This window comes from Vibrio sp. 10N.247.310.98, from assembly GCF_041467395.1.
GTDB lineage: Bacteria > Pseudomonadota > Gammaproteobacteria > Enterobacterales > Vibrionaceae > Vibrio > Vibrio crassostreae_C.
Genome location: NZ_JBFSUL010000062.1, coordinates 13100 through 29077 on the forward strand (window position 1 = coordinate 13100; position 15978 = coordinate 29077).

The following is a 15978-nucleotide window of genomic DNA, read 5'->3' on the forward strand; positions in this document are numbered from 1 at the left end:
GGGCGTGGTTTTCTGCACCCTAAATTTAGTGGCAGCCAATTTTAACCCCTTGAAAAAATTTAATTTAGTCGTATTTGGGTTCGAACTTTAGTTTTACTCGAAGCGACACATTTAGGTAAATGATTATGACTACATCACGCGTACATATTACTCCTCACATGCACTGGGATCGTGAATGGTATTTCACAACAGAAGAGTCTCGTATTCTTCTTGTGAACAACATGGAAGAAATCATGAACCGTCTGGAGAGCGATCCAGAATACAAATACTACGTTCTAGATGGTCAAACCGCCGTTTTAGAAGACTACTTCGCAATCAAACCAGAAAACACAGAGCGCGTAAAAGCATTGGTTGAAGCGGGCAAGTTAATTATTGGCCCTTGGTATTCTCAAACCGACACAATGCAAGTTTCTGGTGAGTCAATTGTGCGCAACATGATGTATGGTATTCGTGACTGTATGAAGTTTGGCGATGCAATGAAGATTGGTTACCTACCAGATTCATTCAGCATGAGCTCACAGCTGCCAATGATCTACAACGGCTTCGACATCACGCGTGCAATGTTCTGGCGTGGTTGTTCAGAGCGTCATGGCACCAACAAAACAGAATTCTTATGGCAGTCTAATGACGGCAGTGAAGTAACGGCACAAGTGCTTCCGCTGGGTTACGCGATTGGTAAATACCTTCCACAAGACGAAGAAGGCTTGCGTGCTCGTTTAGATAAGTACTTCCCAGTGCTAGAAAAGCCATCGGTGACTAAAGATATCTTGCTACCGAACGGCCACGACCAAATGCCGATTCAAAAAGACATCTTTGAAGTAATGGACAAGCTTCGCGAAATCTACCCAGATCGTGAATTCTCAATGAGCCGTTACGAAGAAGTGTTCGAGAAAGTAGAAGCGGCGCGCGACCAACTCGACACAATCAAAGGCGAGTTCAACGACGGTAAATACATGCGTGTTCACCGTACGATCTCTTCTACACGTATGGACATCAAACTGATCCATGCGGAAATCGAAAACAAGATTGTAAACATCCTAGAACCTCTAGCGTCTATCGCTTGGACATTAGGTTTCGAATATCACCACGGTTTGATTGAGAAAATGTGGAAAGAGAGCATGAAGAACCATGCTCATGACTCTATTGGTTGCTGTTGTTCAGACAAGGTACACGCTGAAATCCTAAACCGTTACATCCTTGCGGACGACATGGCGACAAACCTAATCCACTTCTACAAACGTAAAATCGTTGACCATATGCCGGATCGCGAAGGTTGCGACAAACTGGCGATGTTTAACCTTTCTCCGTATGAGCGTGAAGAAGTGGTGAACACAACCATCACTATCCGTGCTCAAGAATTTTCTATCTTTGATGAAAACGAAAACCCAGTTGAATACTTCATCCAAGACAAGCGCCAAATCGACCCAGGTAAAGTAGACCGTCAAATCGTTCACTACGGCAACTACGACCCTTTCATGGAGTTTGATATTCAAATCAAACGCACTGTACCAGCGATGGGTTTCACCACGTTACACATCCAAGGTAATGAGAAGGGCGCAGTTAAAGTCGCAGAGCAGAAAGACTACTTGCTAGAGAACGAATACTACCGAATTAATGTAAACGACAACGGTACTCTGACTATTTTCGATAAAGAGACAGAGCAAGTATTCGACCAAGCACTTCGTTTAGAAGATGGTTCTGATGACGGCGATGAGTACGATTACTCTCCATCTCGTCAAGAGTGGCTGTTGTACTCTGATGAATTCCCGGTAGAAACATCAATTGACCACCAAGGTTTCCAATCGGTAGCAAACATCGCTTTCCGCATGAACGTGCCAGCAAACCTTACAGAGCGTGAAGAACGCACGGGTCAAAATGGATTCGTTGAAGCGCAATGCCAAGTGGTATTGAAGCAAGGTTCTCGCCGCATCGAAGTCCGTATGGAATTGGACAACCAAGCCGACGACCACCGTGTACGTGTATTAGTACCTACGCCATTTATTTCTGAAACTGTGGTAGCAGATAACCAGTTCGGTTGTATTACTCGACCAACCAATGACCCTGCAATGGCGGTTTGGGAAGAAGAGAAGTGGAAAGAAGCACCGGTTCCTGTGTATCAGTTAATGAACTTTGCTGCGCTAGAAAACGGCAAAGCGGGTATGGCTATTATGTCGAATGGTCTGCGTGAATTTGAAGTGATTGCATCTAAAGGTGACGAAAATAGAGATACCTTCGCACTGACACTATTCCGTGGTATTGGCGTGTTGGGTAAAGAAGAGCTATTGCTTCGTCCGGGGCGTCCTTCTGGTATCAAGATCCCGACCCCAGATTCACAAGTGCGCGGCAAATTAGTGTGTGAATTCACACTGTGTGGCTTCTCTGGTAACCATATTGACGCGAACATCATGGCGCAAGCACGTGACAATGTCACTCTAATCGAATGCTACAACAAGATCCCTTACAACGCGATGAAGCTCAACGTGGGTGAGCAGAACCTACCTATGAGTTTTAGCCTTCTGTCTAAGCAACAATCAGGCGCGGTGTTGAGTGTGCTGAAGAAAGCGGAAGACGAAGATGCACTGATCATGCGTGTCTACAACCCGGCAGAATCGGGTTCAGTATCGGATTCAATCTCTTTTACTCAAGCGGTTTCAAGCTGGAAAGAGACAAGCATGGACGAGCGCGTACGCGAAGGTGATGTAGCATCTGAAGAGTTCGGCCAGATAGCACCTTGCCAAGCAAAAACATTCCAAATCAAATTCTAATTTCGATAACCCGCTCACCTTGGTGGGCGGGAATGGTGAACGACAATGAAAATTGTAATTGCCCCTGATTCATTTAAAGAATCACTCGACGCTCATCAAGTTGCGTCTTGCATTGAGCGTGGATTTGCCGATGTTTTCCCTTACGCAGAGTTTGTGAAAATGCCACTCGCCGATGGCGGAGAAGGCACGGTAGACGTGTTGCTAGAGGCGCTCAATGGTAAGAAGCAACTGCTGCACACGACGGATCCAATCGGGCGTGAATGTACGGCTTATTGGGCTTCGTTGGAACAGACTGTTGATGGCGCCAACGTAAAAACTGCCTTGGTGGAATTTGCTCAAGCATCGGGTTTAGACCTATTAACCGTAGAAGAAAGAGCACCGTTAACCGCATCTTCGTTTGGTACTGGGCTATTGATCAAAGATGCACTAGAACAAGGTGTTGAACAAATCATTATTGGTTTGGGCGGCAGCGCAACCAATGATGCAGGTGCTGGCATCTTACAAGCGTTGGGAGGCAAGTTATTAGACAAGCAAGGCAACGAGCTATCTGGTGGCGGCGCCGAATTAAGCCGGTTAGCAAGCATCGATCTTGAAGGACTGCACCCTAGATGCAAAGAAGTGACGTTCGTGGTCGCGTGTGATGTGAATAATCCATTATGTGGCGAAAGCGGAGCCAGTACTGTGTTTGGTCCGCAAAAAGGCGCATCAAAAGCTCAAGTTGAACAACTTGATACTGCGATCGGGCACTTTGCCGATATCGCTCAAGCACATACGGGTACTAATCATCGCGACACAGCTGGATTTGGTGCTGCTGGTGGTACACCTCTGGGGTTAAGTCTTGCATTCAATATCCAAATTAAAGCGGGTATTGAGATGGTATTAGATGCCTTGGATGCAGATAAGGTTCTTGAAGGTGCTTCACTGGTCGTGACCGGAGAGGGGCAGATGGACAACCAAACCCTGCAAGGTAAAACACCTTTCGGCATCGCTCAGCGAGCTCAAAAGTTGAGTATTCCAACCATTGGAATTGCGGGCTCTTTGGGGCAAGACGTTGAAAAACTTTACGGCTCAATGTCTAGCTTATTTGGAACCGTACGTTCACCTCAGTCTTTAGACCAAGTTTTATCAGAAGCGAATCAAAACCTGACTCGCACTGCCCGTAATATCGCCGCCACGCTCAAGCTTGGTAGCCAGATTTTTAATGAGAAGTAATTATGTCTCTATTTAAACTCGACAACGTTATTCAAAACTACGCATGGGGAAGCAAAGACTCCATTAACCAATTGTTTGGTATTGTGAACCCAAACCAGGAACCTCAAGCAGAAATTTGGATGGGTGCTCATCCAAATGGTTGTTCAAAGGTAGGCGATACCGGTGAATCGCTTTCTCACATGATTGATGAAAACAAAATCGATGTCTTAGGCGGATACACGGCGGCTCGTTTCGGTGAATTGCCTTTCTTGTTTAAGGTGTTGGCCGCTGAAACACCGTTATCGATTCAGGTTCACCCGAACAAGCGAAAATCAGAATTAGGTTTTGAGCGTGAGAATGCACTTGGTATCCCTTTGAATGCGTCTAATCGCAACTACAAAGATCCAAACCATAAACCTGAGTTGGTTTATGCGTTGACCTTCTACAAAGCGATGAATGGCTTTCGTCCAATCGACGACATTATTGCCTTGTTCGAAGAAGCGGATATTCCTTCGTTAGCGATTGAGCTTAATGTACTAAAAGCCAATGCCGACAGTGATTCTTTGAAGTCGTTCTTTAGCGCCATTATGTCTCTTGAAGGTGACCGCAAAGCGTCTGCGCTTAATGAGCTTTATGCTGCACATGCGCGACCAGCCAAAACGGTCATGGGGCGTGAAGCTCTTCAATACAGCATCGAATTCAAACAGCATTATCCTGGTGATATTGGCTTATTTGCGCCATTAATGCTTAACACGGTTGAGCTGGCGCCCGGTGAAGCGATGTTCCTGTTCGCAGAAACCCCACATGCTTATGTTCAAGGTACGGGTTTAGAGATTATGGCAAACTCAGACAATGTGCTGCGTGCCGGTCTCACTCCCAAATATATCGATGTCCCTGAGCTTATCGACAACACAATCTTTGAGCCGATTAAGCCAGAAGATATCCGCCTTAAGCCTGTATTGAAAGAGGGCAAGATGAGTTATCCGATTCCAGTGGATGACTTTGGCTTTGATATCTTGTCTGCGACTGATGAGAGCAAGTCACAGTATCTACGTAGCGCGGAGATCTTGTTCTGTGTGGAAGGAGAGGCGACCGTCACTTCAGAAGGGCGGTCAGTTTCTCTTAAGCCCGGAGAATCGGTCTTTGTAAGTAGTAATTCAAGTGTTTACCAATATCAAGGGAATGGCATTTTGGCTCGTGCTTTTAACTAGTGCCCCCGTGCTAGCGATCAGCAAAAGAAATGTCAGAGTGCCACTGTAAAGTGGTACTCAATATTGGATTGATGGTTGTTACCTATCTGTCTTTGACAGTCATGATTATTGACCATACCCGCTACTCTGGCGGGTTTTTTCATTATTAGAATGAGCAGATATAAGCTTGTAGAAAAGACAAACCCTGCGATCAGAGCAGGGCTTTTTATTGAATTAGTACTGAGTGACTGGTTAGGCAATGTGCGTCATTTTATTAAGCACAAAGGTTTCAATACAACCTTCAGTCGCAGCCATGTAGTCAGCGATGTGTTGGCTCGCTAAGTGTTTCTCTAGATGAACTTCAGACTCCCAGTTCTCATGAAAAACGAAGTGAGCAGGGTTACTGTTATCTTGGTGCAGATCGTAGTTAATACAGCCGTCTTCAACACGGGTTTTATCGATCAATTTAATCATCTCAGCTTTTACAAGCTCAGTTTTGTCTTCTTTAGAGACGATCGTTGCAATAATAGTCAGTTTGCTCATTTTCAATTCCTTCGCTTTAAACTCGGTAAGTTTAAGTAATATAAGTATAAATTCAGAATGAAGAAAGAGTTCTGAAATCCAATAACTATGGTTCTTACCATCCACAATTCAAACTCGAGAGCATAGGGCCAGAGCCGAGTAGGTTATGCTTATTAAAAAAAGCCCTCATAGCAATATGAGGGCTTTTGAATAAGAATCAAACTGTGTTGTTACTGGGGTGTTAAGCGTACTGTCTTACCTTAAGCGTATTGCTCAACCGTCATTGCCCAATTTTTCTTCTGTTGTTCGAAATTCATTTTGATTTGCTGATAACGAACCTTAAGAACAGAGTGTTCGTACTTCTTCACAACGTCTTCGCGCTTGCTTTCAAGTAGCTGTTTTTTAACTTCGTAATATTCGTTCATGTTTGATACTAGAGCATCAAACTCTTGTTGAAGCTTCTCTGCGATTTGTTGCTTGTCGGCACGATGCATGATTTTTTGCTGGGTGCGTTTAAGTAACATTGACGCTTCAGCTTTCTCAATACGAGCTTGAGGGGTTTTCTTAAGCTTACTTGCCAGTCCCATCAACGAAGCACTCTTAATCAACCATTTTGTTGGATCGTATTGCCACCAGTAGATGCCGTTACGGTAGTCGTTCTCAAAGATGTGGTGGAAGTTGTGGTAGCCTTCGCCGAAAGTGAGTACTGCTAACACACCGTTATCACGCGCTGTGTTTTTGTCAGTAAAAGGTTGGCTACCCCAGATGTGAGCAAGAGAGTTAATAAAGAATGTTGTGTGGTGGTTAAGTACCAAACGAACTGCACCTACGATTAACAACATGCCAATCACGTCACCGTAAATCACGCCTAAAGCGATAGGAACACCGAAATTCATTAGTAATGCTAACAGAACATAGTGCTTGTGCTGCCACATAACAATCTTATCTTTTTTAAGGTCACGGCAGTTTTCGTAGTTTTCGTACATTGAGGTGCTGTAATTACGAATCATCCAGCCAATGTGTGAGTACCAAAATCCACGTTTTGCAGAGTATGGGTCTTTGTCGTTGTTATCGACATGCTTGTGGTGAACACGGTGATCAGAAGACCAGTGTAGCGCGCTGTTCTGCAGGGCAAATGCACCACCTAATGCAAACAGGAATCTTAGGCTTGAATGCGCTTCAAACGCTTTATGTGACCATAAGCGGTGATAACCTGTCGTGATTGAAAGGTTACAGAACGTAAAGCAGATTGCTAGCCATATCCAGTGCTCCATGCCATAGCCAAAAAAGTAGCCATAAACGGGAGCCGCTACAACAGCAAGCAGCATACTAAAAGAGAACACAAAAATATTGAGCCAGATTAATGGCGGCTTTTTTGTAGATTGTTTGTCGGCACTATTCATTAGCAAATTTCCATTGGGCTTACATCTGTGCGCTAGAATATCAGCGTACACGTGTAAGTCAATATTGAAAGTGTAAACGTGTATTAGTATGTTTTGCTTAAATATTGTATAAAGGTAGTGTGAAATGTAGTAGCAAGTCATAAATGGAAGTACTAAGGGCTAATAAATGGAAATTAAGGTAGCTGAATATAAAGATTATGAGCGGATTGCCCAATTACACGCGGATAGCTGGAAGCTATATTACCGTGGCATTCTTGCTGATGATTACCTAGAACATGATGTTTTGGAGGACAGATCTGTTATTTGGCAGACTCGTTTGATTAATCCTCCTTTCAACCAACATGTTTTATTGCTTGAGGAAGGCGGTTTACTGGTTGGTTTTGTCTGCGCGTTCGGTAATCACAACTTTGAGCGTGGTACGTTCATCGATGCGTTACATGTAGATAATAATTATCGTGGACGAGGTGTAGGCAAGCGTCTGTTGTCTGAATTGTCGAAGTGGTTGCAGCAATACTATTCGGACTCAGGGCTTTACCTAGAGGTGATGTCTGAGAACCACCAAGCGATTGCTTTTTATCAGGCGATTGGTGGCAAAGAAGAACTAGAGCAAGTTTGGAACGCACCATGTGGCAGCCAAGTGAATGAAAAAGTGATTTCTTGGAGCTCTCCCGTTGAACTTGAACAGAAAACAGCGAGCGTTGTGTATTCTTAGTCGATTCTTGTTGAATACTGTTTTTTTGCTGAGTAGCAGGTTCTTAACGAAGCTATTTTAAAGCAGAAGAACAAAGACAAAAGCCCCGAGTATTAAGTTGCTCGGGGCTTTTTTGATTGAATTAGTGGTCGTTTTAATGATTCGCAAAGATGCGTGAAATATTGGGCGATTAATCACACCATGTGATCTTATTCCTACCGCCTTTTTTCGAAATGTAGAGTGCTTGGTCAGCGTCGTCGATAAGCTGCTCGACAGAACCAAGGGCTTGAGGGGCATGTTTCACACCGATTGAAATTGTTACTTCTAATCTAAGGCGAGTAGGGGATTCTAAAAGGGCATTAACCAGCGATTCAATTGAAGCCTCGGTTTCTCCTTGGACCAGCACCAAGAACTCTTCACCGCCGTATCGAAAGCAGTTACTGCTAGTCGGTAGTCGTTTTTGAATCTCATCGGCCAGTTCTTTAATCACCATGTCACCCATTTGATGGCCGTAGGTGTCGTTAATCGATTTGAAATGATCAATATCTATCATGAGCGATGTAATGGATCGCTGACGGTCTATGCTCGGTTCTATCACCTGATGAAGATAAAGGCGGTTGTAGCAGCCCGTTAGTGCGTCTTGATAGGAAAGGGCCTCGAACATATTAGATTGCTTGCGAAGCTGAATCGCTTGTTTGCGGAGTTGCTCGGATTGAGCGAAACGTTTGTGTACTTCCAGGTCACGTCTAACACAGGCCGCTGAGATTAGGATGTAAGCCGAGATATAAACGGAAATTGTTTCTATTTCATGCTCTGGCTCCGCTTCATAAAGCAGTGGCGCAAGGCCGATGAGATAAGCCAAAAAGATAAACGACAGCGTAGATATACTGTATCTGGCTGACAATCTTGAAAACGTACCAATGTAGATCATCACTAAAATGATGCCACCTTGGTAATCGAAGTTGTTCAGCTCGATGGCTAGTCGACCGACATAGACCAAGAAAAGTGAGCTAATTACAAGGAAGGCACTTTCTACGAGTTCCAAAACGTTGGGTTTGTTTGTAATACAGTATCTGGCGGCGGCCATCATCAATAAAAAAAGTATGACTCGGAAAATGATAGGCGTAATGCACTCGCTACCAAAGTGGATGTAGTCGGTGACGATAAAAGCACAGAATATTGAGATAGGGATGTAGATGAAATTTATGTACGGCAAATAAATTTCATTATCGAAATAGGTTTTAAATCTTTGATTCTTGAACCCAGAATAAGAGCGCATTGAGAAATTAGCCGAGATTGATACACAATAATTTGCGTAGTATGTCACAGTCTTTGGGATTGTAAACGACCATTTCTATAGATTTGTCAGTATGTTAGCTAGATCAACAAACGGTAGCGGGCAATATTCACGCTCTATTATCGATAGAGCGTGAATATCTAGAGGCTGGTGTAAGAGTGGTAAACAGAAATTAAAGCAGATTATAAAAACTAATCGCGATTAACGCTTGTTCTTCAGGTAACGCTTACGACGCTCTTCTTTTTTCTTAATCTGTTGTTCCGCTTTCAGCGCAGCCGCTTCTTCAACTTCGATCAGCTCTTGTGTGATCATTTCTGGCAACTCAAGCGTTACCTTACCTAAAGTGCCATTACGCAATTCGTGAAGCAGGATTTCTGAACATTTGTGAATGTCGATATGACCACCGGCACGAAGTGCACCACGCTTACGGCCAATCGCTTCCATCAGTTCGATGTCAGACTCAGGCAGCTCATCAATTTGGTAGCGCTCTTGCAAAAGGTTAGGGTACTGTTTTGCTAGGTACTCTACTGTGTAAAATGCCACTTCATCGTATTCCATTGCTGTATCTTTTACAGCACCTGTTGCAGCCAAGCGGAAGCCACTGTGTGGGTTTTCTACTTTAGGCCAAAGGATTCCTGGAGTATCTGAAAGGATCACGCCATTTTGCAGATTGATACGTTGTTGGCGACGAGTTACCGCAGGTTGGTTACCAGTAACCGCAATCGTACGTCCAGCCAAGCAGTTGATGATGGTCGATTTACCCACGTTCGGGATGCCCATGATCATTGTACGAATGTTTTTGCCCATCTGTTCACGGTGCGGTGCCAGTTTACGTACCAGCTCCATAACGTGGTTAACTTCTTCTTTTACGCTAGTCGTAATCGCAATCGCTTTAACGCCTTGCTCCTTCTCGAAGTGCTCAATCCAACGTTGAGTCAGTTCAGGATCTGCAAGGTCACGCTTGTTCAGCACTTTTACACAAGGCTTATCGCCGCGCAGTGAAGAGATCATTGGGTTTTCACTACTGAACGGGATACGAGCGTCCAGTACTTCGATGATCACATCAACTTGTGGGATAACTTCTTCGATTTCTTTGCGGGCTTTATGCATGTGACCCGGAAACCATTGAATAGACATAGAGATAAACCTTGATAAATATATTTGCTGCACATTGTAAGGGTTGGATGATACGTGTAAAGGTATATCTATCCCGACCTTCAATGAGCTCAGTGAGTTTGCTTGAAGTATAGGCGACTTGGTGATGTTTATTTAGCTGATGATTGACCTATTGAAGGTGGGAGCCGCTAATCTTGTAAAGCGTAAAAAGCCGCTATGTCTTTCAAATCTTGATCGTTAAGCTTACTTAGTTGCGCTCGCATCATATCCGCGTAATCGCCCTGCCTATCTCCGGTTTGATACGCTTTCATTGTATTAAAGAGATAGGTTGGATCTTGGCCAGAAAGCTTAGGATAGGAGTTATTAGTCGATTGACTGGTAGGGTTATGACAAAAAACGCAGCTTGGTGATTTAACTTTACCTAGTTCAGCGTCGCCAAAATCAGAGGCATGAAGGTTAGAGGAAAGAGCTAGCAATATTAGAGCGAAGGTTGGGTAATGCACGTTTTTACTCCGGTAAAAACATGATTATAAAGCTTCCCCTAAGAGGAAGCTCAAGTCTTATTTGTTCTGGGTGAACATTTAGTATGGCTTAAAGCGCATTTTCCAACTTAGTTAGGAAAGTAGCGATGTCTTCTGAACTGATATCTCTATGAGTAACAAATCGAACAGGGTTCCCTGGTGACATCGTAATGCCTTGTTCGCCCAGTTCGCGTGCGATTCGGTTGATATCCACAGACTCATCTAACTTAGCAAATACAATGTTAGTTTGAATGAAATCAGGGTTAACAGAAAAACCTTCTAGTTTGCTTAAACCAATCGCTAGATTTTTTGCGTTCTCGTGGTCAGCTTTAAGTTGAGTAACGTTCTCTGTTAAAGCCATTTTTCCCGCTGCGGCAAGAATACCTGCTTGGCGCATACCGCCACCGACCATTTTACGTAGTCGACGTGCTTTTGCGATGTATTCTTTGTTGCCAAGAAGTAATGAACCGATAGGAGCGCCTAAACCTTTCGATAAGCAAATCGTCATAGAATCGAAATGTTGTGCGATCTCTTTGATGTGTACATCTAATGCGACTGCTGCGTTATAGACGCGCGCGCCATCTAGGTGCATTTGAAGTCTGTGTTGGTTTACGAACTCACGTGCTTCCGCTAGATAAGACATTGGCAGGACTTTACCATTGATCGTGTTTTCTAAACTAAGAAGCTTGGTACGAGCAAAGTGGCTGTCGTCGGGCTTAATCGCAGCGGCAAGCTTTTTAAAGTCTAAAGTACCGTCTGGGTTATTCTCGATTGGTTGAGGTTGGATAGAACCAAGGACCGCAGCGCCGCCAGCTTCGTATTTGTAGTTGTGCGCCTGCTGGCCACACAGATATTCATCACCACGCTCACAATGCGCCATTAAGCCAAGAAGGTTGGCTTGTGTACCTGAAGAGGTAAACATTGCCGCTTCAAAGCCTGTCTCATTTGCTGCCCACTGTTCTAGTTCGTTGACGGTTGGGTCATCGCCATAAACATCATCGCCCACTTCTGCGTTTGCCATTGCGTCACGCATAGCTTGCGAAGGTTTAGTTACGGTATCAGAACGAAAGTCCATGTTTCTCTCCTAGAGTACTTTAGGTAGCCATATAATTGGCTATAGATGGCCACATAGTTGGGCTTTACTTAAACAAGCGATAGTTTTGGTATCAGTGATTTGATCGTGTCGTATTTTACCGTGCAGTTCTTCTAAACTCAGTTCGATCACTTCTATTACTTCATCGTCATCGCATTCAAAGCGGGTAGTGAGGCTTAAGTCTTTTGCGACAAACAGATGTTGTATCTCATCACAGAAGCCAGCCAAAGGGGTGACTTGCCCCAAGCTTTGAAAAGAAGTTGCACTGTAACCTGTTTCTTCTTCCAGTTCGCGTTGGGCACATTGAAGAGGTGTCTCATCTATTTCCATCGTGCCTGCGGGTAGTTCCAAAAGCCATTTCTTTAGAGAAGGGCGGAACTGGTTAATGAGGATGATTTTTCCAGACGAAGTGATAGGAAGAATAACTGCCGCGCCAGGGTGATTGATTGTTGTATGTTTTACCACGACGTTCGTAGGGAGCGTCACGTTCTCTTCTATGAGAGAAATACTTTTCCATTTATGGATAACTTTACTCATGCAGTCTGGCCACATTCCTTGCCAATTTTTCGTATAACGGAAGACGTGCACCACCATAACGTCTATGGTGTCGAAAATAAAAGAAAAATTAGGGTTAGCAATAGATTTAGTTTCACGCCGTTCGTGATGTTACTCTCATAATTGGAATCTATGATTGCGCCAAAATTACCGACGTAACCATCTGATATAAATGCAACTCAATAATAAAATACACTTGTAACAAAGCACTAACAAATGTATAAAAACATATCTACACTCTCAATTGTTCAAAGATTTTCGGAGTAACGCATGAACCCTTCTATTTCTTCACATGCTGACAAGGCGCTACTCTCTGAAAGAATCAATAAATTAGCGCATGCTCTGTCTGATGGTGTCTACGAAAGAGAAGACACCATTAAGCTTTGTTTACTGGCTGCTTTGGCTGGTGAAAGCGTGTTTCTATTAGGCCCTCCGGGCATCGCAAAAAGCCTTATCGCGAAACGTCTCATTCAGGCTTTTGATAACAGCAGCTATTTCGAATATTTGATGACTCGTTTCTCTACTCCCGAGGAAGTGTTCGGCCCACTAAGTATCCAAGAATTAAAAGACAACGGTCGTTACGTAAGACTAACCGAAGGCTACCTACCAACTGCACAAGTCGTCTTCCTCGATGAGATCTGGAAAGCCGGCCCTGCAATCCTAAACACGCTACTTACTGTCGTTAACGAAAAGACTTTCAAAAACGGCAGTGATATTGAACGTGTACCGATGCGTCTACTAGTATCGGCATCCAACGAACTTCCAGATGAAGACAGCGGCTTGGAAGCACTTTATGACCGTATGTTGGTACGCGTGTTCGTGAACCGTATTCAAAACAAACAAAACTTCAAATCGATGCTGACGACGGGTACTTCTCAAGAAGCGGTAATTCCAAAAGGTTTGGCGATTACGGACATTGAATACCATCAATGGCAGAAAGAGCTCGATAAGCTGGAACTGACAGACAATTCGTTTGATAAGTTGTTTGAACTAAAAACCATGCTTGAAGAGATGGTTAAGAAGCAAGGCTCTGCTTCAGAGTCAGAATTGTATGTATCAGACAGACGCTGGAAGAAGGCCGTTAAACTATTGAAAGCGAGTGCGTTCTTCAGTGGTCGCGATAGCGTGAACCCGCTGGATATTATGCTTCTGCAAGATTGTTTGTGGCATAGCCCAGAATCACGTGATGTGGTTCGTAGCGTGGTGAAAGACTTTGCATTGAACCGAGCGTTTGATCAACAAGAGTCGAAAGCTCAAATTGAAATGTCTCGTGAAGAGTTAGAAGAGATTCAAGACGATGTTGAATCAACGTTGTCGGTGTCACTTTCTATGGAGTCAACCAGTGGCTTGTTGCGTAAAGATGTTTACCAGAATGACATCAAGAACGCGAAAATGTACAGCGTGGGCAGTGCTTACAATCTAGTGAAACTGGTTATGCTGCAAAGCAACATGTCGGTTTCTGAATCTGAGAAAGGCGATAGCCGTTGGGTATACGTAGCCAAAGACGATTTTGATCGTGTTCTTAAAGAAGGTCACGGTGATATTTACGGTTACGTAAACGAAAATAAAAACCTATGCCGTTTAAAACTCGACTTGGATGCATCAAACCAATTAGTGATTAAAGACATCGCCAATCGCTCTGTATTGGTGAGTGTGGTTACTACTGACGGTTTAGACCAAGAACTGTACAACAAGTGGTTGAGTGGCGCTGAGAAAGCCTTAGAACAGTTAACTGAAGCTGAATTCAAGTTAAAACGCGTTCGTACTGAATTCCATGATGCATTACCTCATAACTATATTGACCCTGATTTACCAAAAGCGATGGAAGCAAGTTTGCAATCGGTAACGCAAGATCTTGAAACTACGAAAGTGAAGAGTGCCAAGATCGCTCAGCGTATTAAGTTTATGAGCCAGTACTTCGAGTAAGAGGAGAGCATATGTTAGGAGCAGACGGCTTAAACCTCGCTTTGATGGTAGCTGATTCCGGAATCATTGATACCGCGATGAATGATCTCATCGCTCGTTCTCAAGTCATGATGGCTGCAGAGAACAAAGGTGTGAAAACATCAGTGAAAAACCACTTAGTCAAATGGCGCGGTAAAGTAAAAAAACGCGTCACCAAGGTGTGTGAAACTGATCGATTCCAAGAGGAAATCGCCCTTTATCAAGAAGTGATTTACTGGGATGAACCTCAGTTCTTTGATGAGATAGACAGTGTTATCAAAAAGCTCGAGTGGCACTCAGCGTTTTATCTACAAGCTCGACGCCTTATGGAGAACAACAAGGGTGTTTATAACGCGATGTTTCCACACTACTTTTGCGACCAATGGTACCAATCACTTTCTGATGCGATTAAACAAGCTCAAGTAACTGAACTTGAAACAAGCAAAGAAAAAGTCTTAGCCGATCTTTATCAGCGCATGGAAACCATGAAAAACATGGATAAAGTGACTGAGTCGGGTGATGAAGGCAGTGTAGGGCGCTTGTGGGACATGGCTTCTGCCAAATTAAGCAAAACAGACCTTACCATCATGAAACGTCATGCTGAGTTCTTGAATAAGCACAAGGGCTTGCAAGAGATCGCTGAAAAGCTAGGCCGTATGGCTGGTGAGGAAGATGATCCTTCGCTACACAAAGCCCCTGTAGAAGAATTGCAGGTGGTTGAAGAGAAAAGCGATGAAGCGGTCGATGATATTGTCGGGATTCATGAAAGTGATGACCTTAACAAGATGCTGCCAAACGAAACCATGTTCTTAGCTTATCCTGAACTTGAGGTTATCTTTTACAAGCACTTGGCCGACAAGCGTTTACTGAGCTATCGCTCGCAAGGTAAATCACGCACGTTACGCAAAGTGAAGGCGCAAAAACCAGATAGCAAGAACATCGATATTGAAAAGGGCCCGTTTATAGTCTGTGTGGACGCTTCGGGTTCTATGAGTGGTTTCCCTGAGCAGTCTGCTAAAGCAATGGCTTATGCCTTAATGCAAATTGCTCTTGCAGAAGAGAGAGACTGTTATGTGATTCTTTTTTCTTCTGAGCAGATTACCTATGAGTTAACAAGGCAAGATGGCCTACGTGAAGCGAGCGACTTCTTAAGTTACTCATTCCACGGCGGTACGGATTTGGAACCTGTTCTCATGAAGTCGATTGACCTAATGACTGGTGATAAATACAAGAATGCCGATTTAATCGTACTTTCTGACTTTATTGCGCCGAAACAATCAGACGAAATGATTGCTCAGGTTGAAAAGTTGAAAGAACACAAAAACCGTTTCCATGCGGTTAGTCTTTCTAAGTATGGCAACCCTCAACTTATGACTATGTTTGACCACTGCTGGGCGTATCATCCGAGTCTTGTCGGTCGTTTTATGAAGAAGTGGTAGCGCTAGAACATCTTGTTTAACTCGATTTTGCTGTGTGTTTTTTGATTAAAGAGATCGAACATGCAGCAATTTGATTTAAATGTCAGCAAACGGAATTTAAATTCACTTTTTTGTTTGACTATCTCCCCTCAATCCGTAAAGTAGGCACCCGAACACAGCGGTGCGGCTTACTTAAGTCCCTAAAGTGTTGAATTAAAAAGGCGCCTTGGCAGAGTGGCTATGCAGCGGATTGCAAATCCGTGGACCTCGGT

General features: G+C 43.8%; 13 protein-coding genes. 6 read left to right on the forward strand and 7 right to left on the reverse strand.

Translation table 11 applies throughout. The features are described 5' to 3' along the window. The first annotated feature begins 125 nt into the window (after positions 1–125). Genes mngB through manA form a run of 3 tightly spaced genes read left to right on the forward strand, consistent with a single transcriptional unit; the run spans position 126 to position 5167 of the window. Positions 126–2765, forward strand: a complete 2640-nt coding sequence (mngB, locus tag AB6E78_RS19195) for a mannosylglycerate hydrolase (protein ID WP_372110480.1) — start codon at positions 126–128, stop codon at positions 2763–2765. Positions 2766–2810: 45 nt separating this feature from the next. Then, positions 2811–3977 carry a glycerate kinase gene (locus tag AB6E78_RS19200; protein ID WP_372134083.1) on the forward strand — a complete coding sequence of 389 codons (1167 nt, stop codon included), beginning with the start codon at positions 2811–2813 and terminating at the stop codon, positions 3975–3977. A gap of 2 nt (positions 3978–3979) precedes the next feature. Then, the gene (gene manA / locus AB6E78_RS19205) at positions 3980–5167 is read left to right on the forward strand and encodes a mannose-6-phosphate isomerase, class I (protein WP_017070588.1); all 1188 of its coding nucleotides are present in this window, start codon (positions 3980–3982) and stop codon (positions 5165–5167) included. A gap of 231 nt (positions 5168–5398) precedes the next feature. Here manA and AB6E78_RS19210 read toward each other — a convergent pair whose 3' ends face one another. Next, a complete protein-coding gene (locus AB6E78_RS19210; RefSeq protein ID WP_017062602.1) occupies positions 5399–5689 on the reverse strand; it encodes a putative quinol monooxygenase in 291 nt (96 codons plus the stop codon). A 239-nt stretch (positions 5690–5928) separates the two neighbouring features. Then, complete coding sequence (locus AB6E78_RS19215; protein WP_017062601.1) at positions 5929–7071, reverse strand: fatty acid desaturase; 1143 nt, start codon at positions 7069–7071, stop codon at positions 5929–5931. 166 nt (positions 7072–7237) lie between these two features. On the opposite strand from AB6E78_RS19215, the gene AB6E78_RS19220 reads away from it, so the two are divergent. Next, positions 7238–7783 (forward strand): N-acetyltransferase, encoded by a 546-nt coding sequence (locus AB6E78_RS19220; protein ID WP_017062600.1) that lies wholly within the window; start codon positions 7238–7240, stop codon positions 7781–7783. A 169-nt stretch (positions 7784–7952) separates the two neighbouring features. Here the strand turns inward: AB6E78_RS19220 and AB6E78_RS19225 are convergent, their stop codons facing one another. The 5 genes from AB6E78_RS19225 to AB6E78_RS19245 all read right to left on the reverse strand — a co-directional run bounded on the left by AB6E78_RS19225 (position 7953) and on the right by AB6E78_RS19245 (position 12326). Further along, positions 7953–8978, reverse strand: a complete 1026-nt coding sequence (locus tag AB6E78_RS19225) for a GGDEF domain-containing protein (RefSeq protein WP_017070587.1) — start codon at positions 8976–8978, stop codon at positions 7953–7955. Between the two features lie 282 nt (positions 8979–9260). Continuing rightward, positions 9261–10196: a ribosome biogenesis GTPase YlqF gene (gene ylqF, locus AB6E78_RS19230; protein WP_017070586.1), complete on the reverse strand. Its 936-nt coding sequence runs from the start codon at positions 10194–10196 to the stop codon at positions 9261–9263. A 167-nt stretch (positions 10197–10363) separates the two neighbouring features. Beyond that, a complete protein-coding gene (locus tag AB6E78_RS19235) occupies positions 10364–10678 on the reverse strand; it encodes a cytochrome c (RefSeq protein ID WP_017069125.1) in 315 nt (104 codons plus the stop codon). 88 nt (positions 10679–10766) lie between these two features. Continuing rightward, a complete protein-coding gene (ltaE, locus tag AB6E78_RS19240; RefSeq protein ID WP_372055212.1) occupies positions 10767–11771 on the reverse strand; it encodes a low-specificity L-threonine aldolase in 1005 nt (334 codons plus the stop codon). A 39-nt stretch (positions 11772–11810) separates the two neighbouring features. Continuing rightward, positions 11811–12326 carry an NUDIX hydrolase gene (locus AB6E78_RS19245; RefSeq protein ID WP_372110487.1) on the reverse strand — a complete coding sequence of 172 codons (516 nt, stop codon included), beginning with the start codon at positions 12324–12326 and terminating at the stop codon, positions 11811–11813. Between the two features lie 288 nt (positions 12327–12614). Here AB6E78_RS19245 and AB6E78_RS19250 point away from each other — a divergent pair, with 288 nt between their 5' ends. Further along, positions 12615–14270 (forward strand): ATPase RavA domain-containing protein, encoded by a 1656-nt coding sequence (locus AB6E78_RS19250; RefSeq protein WP_372110490.1) that lies wholly within the window; start codon positions 12615–12617, stop codon positions 14268–14270. An 11-nt stretch (positions 14271–14281) separates the two neighbouring features. Next, positions 14282–15727: an ATPase RavA stimulator ViaA gene (gene viaA, locus AB6E78_RS19255; protein ID WP_017064542.1), complete on the forward strand. Its 1446-nt coding sequence runs from the start codon at positions 14282–14284 to the stop codon at positions 15725–15727. Positions 15728–15978 lie beyond the last annotated feature (251 nt).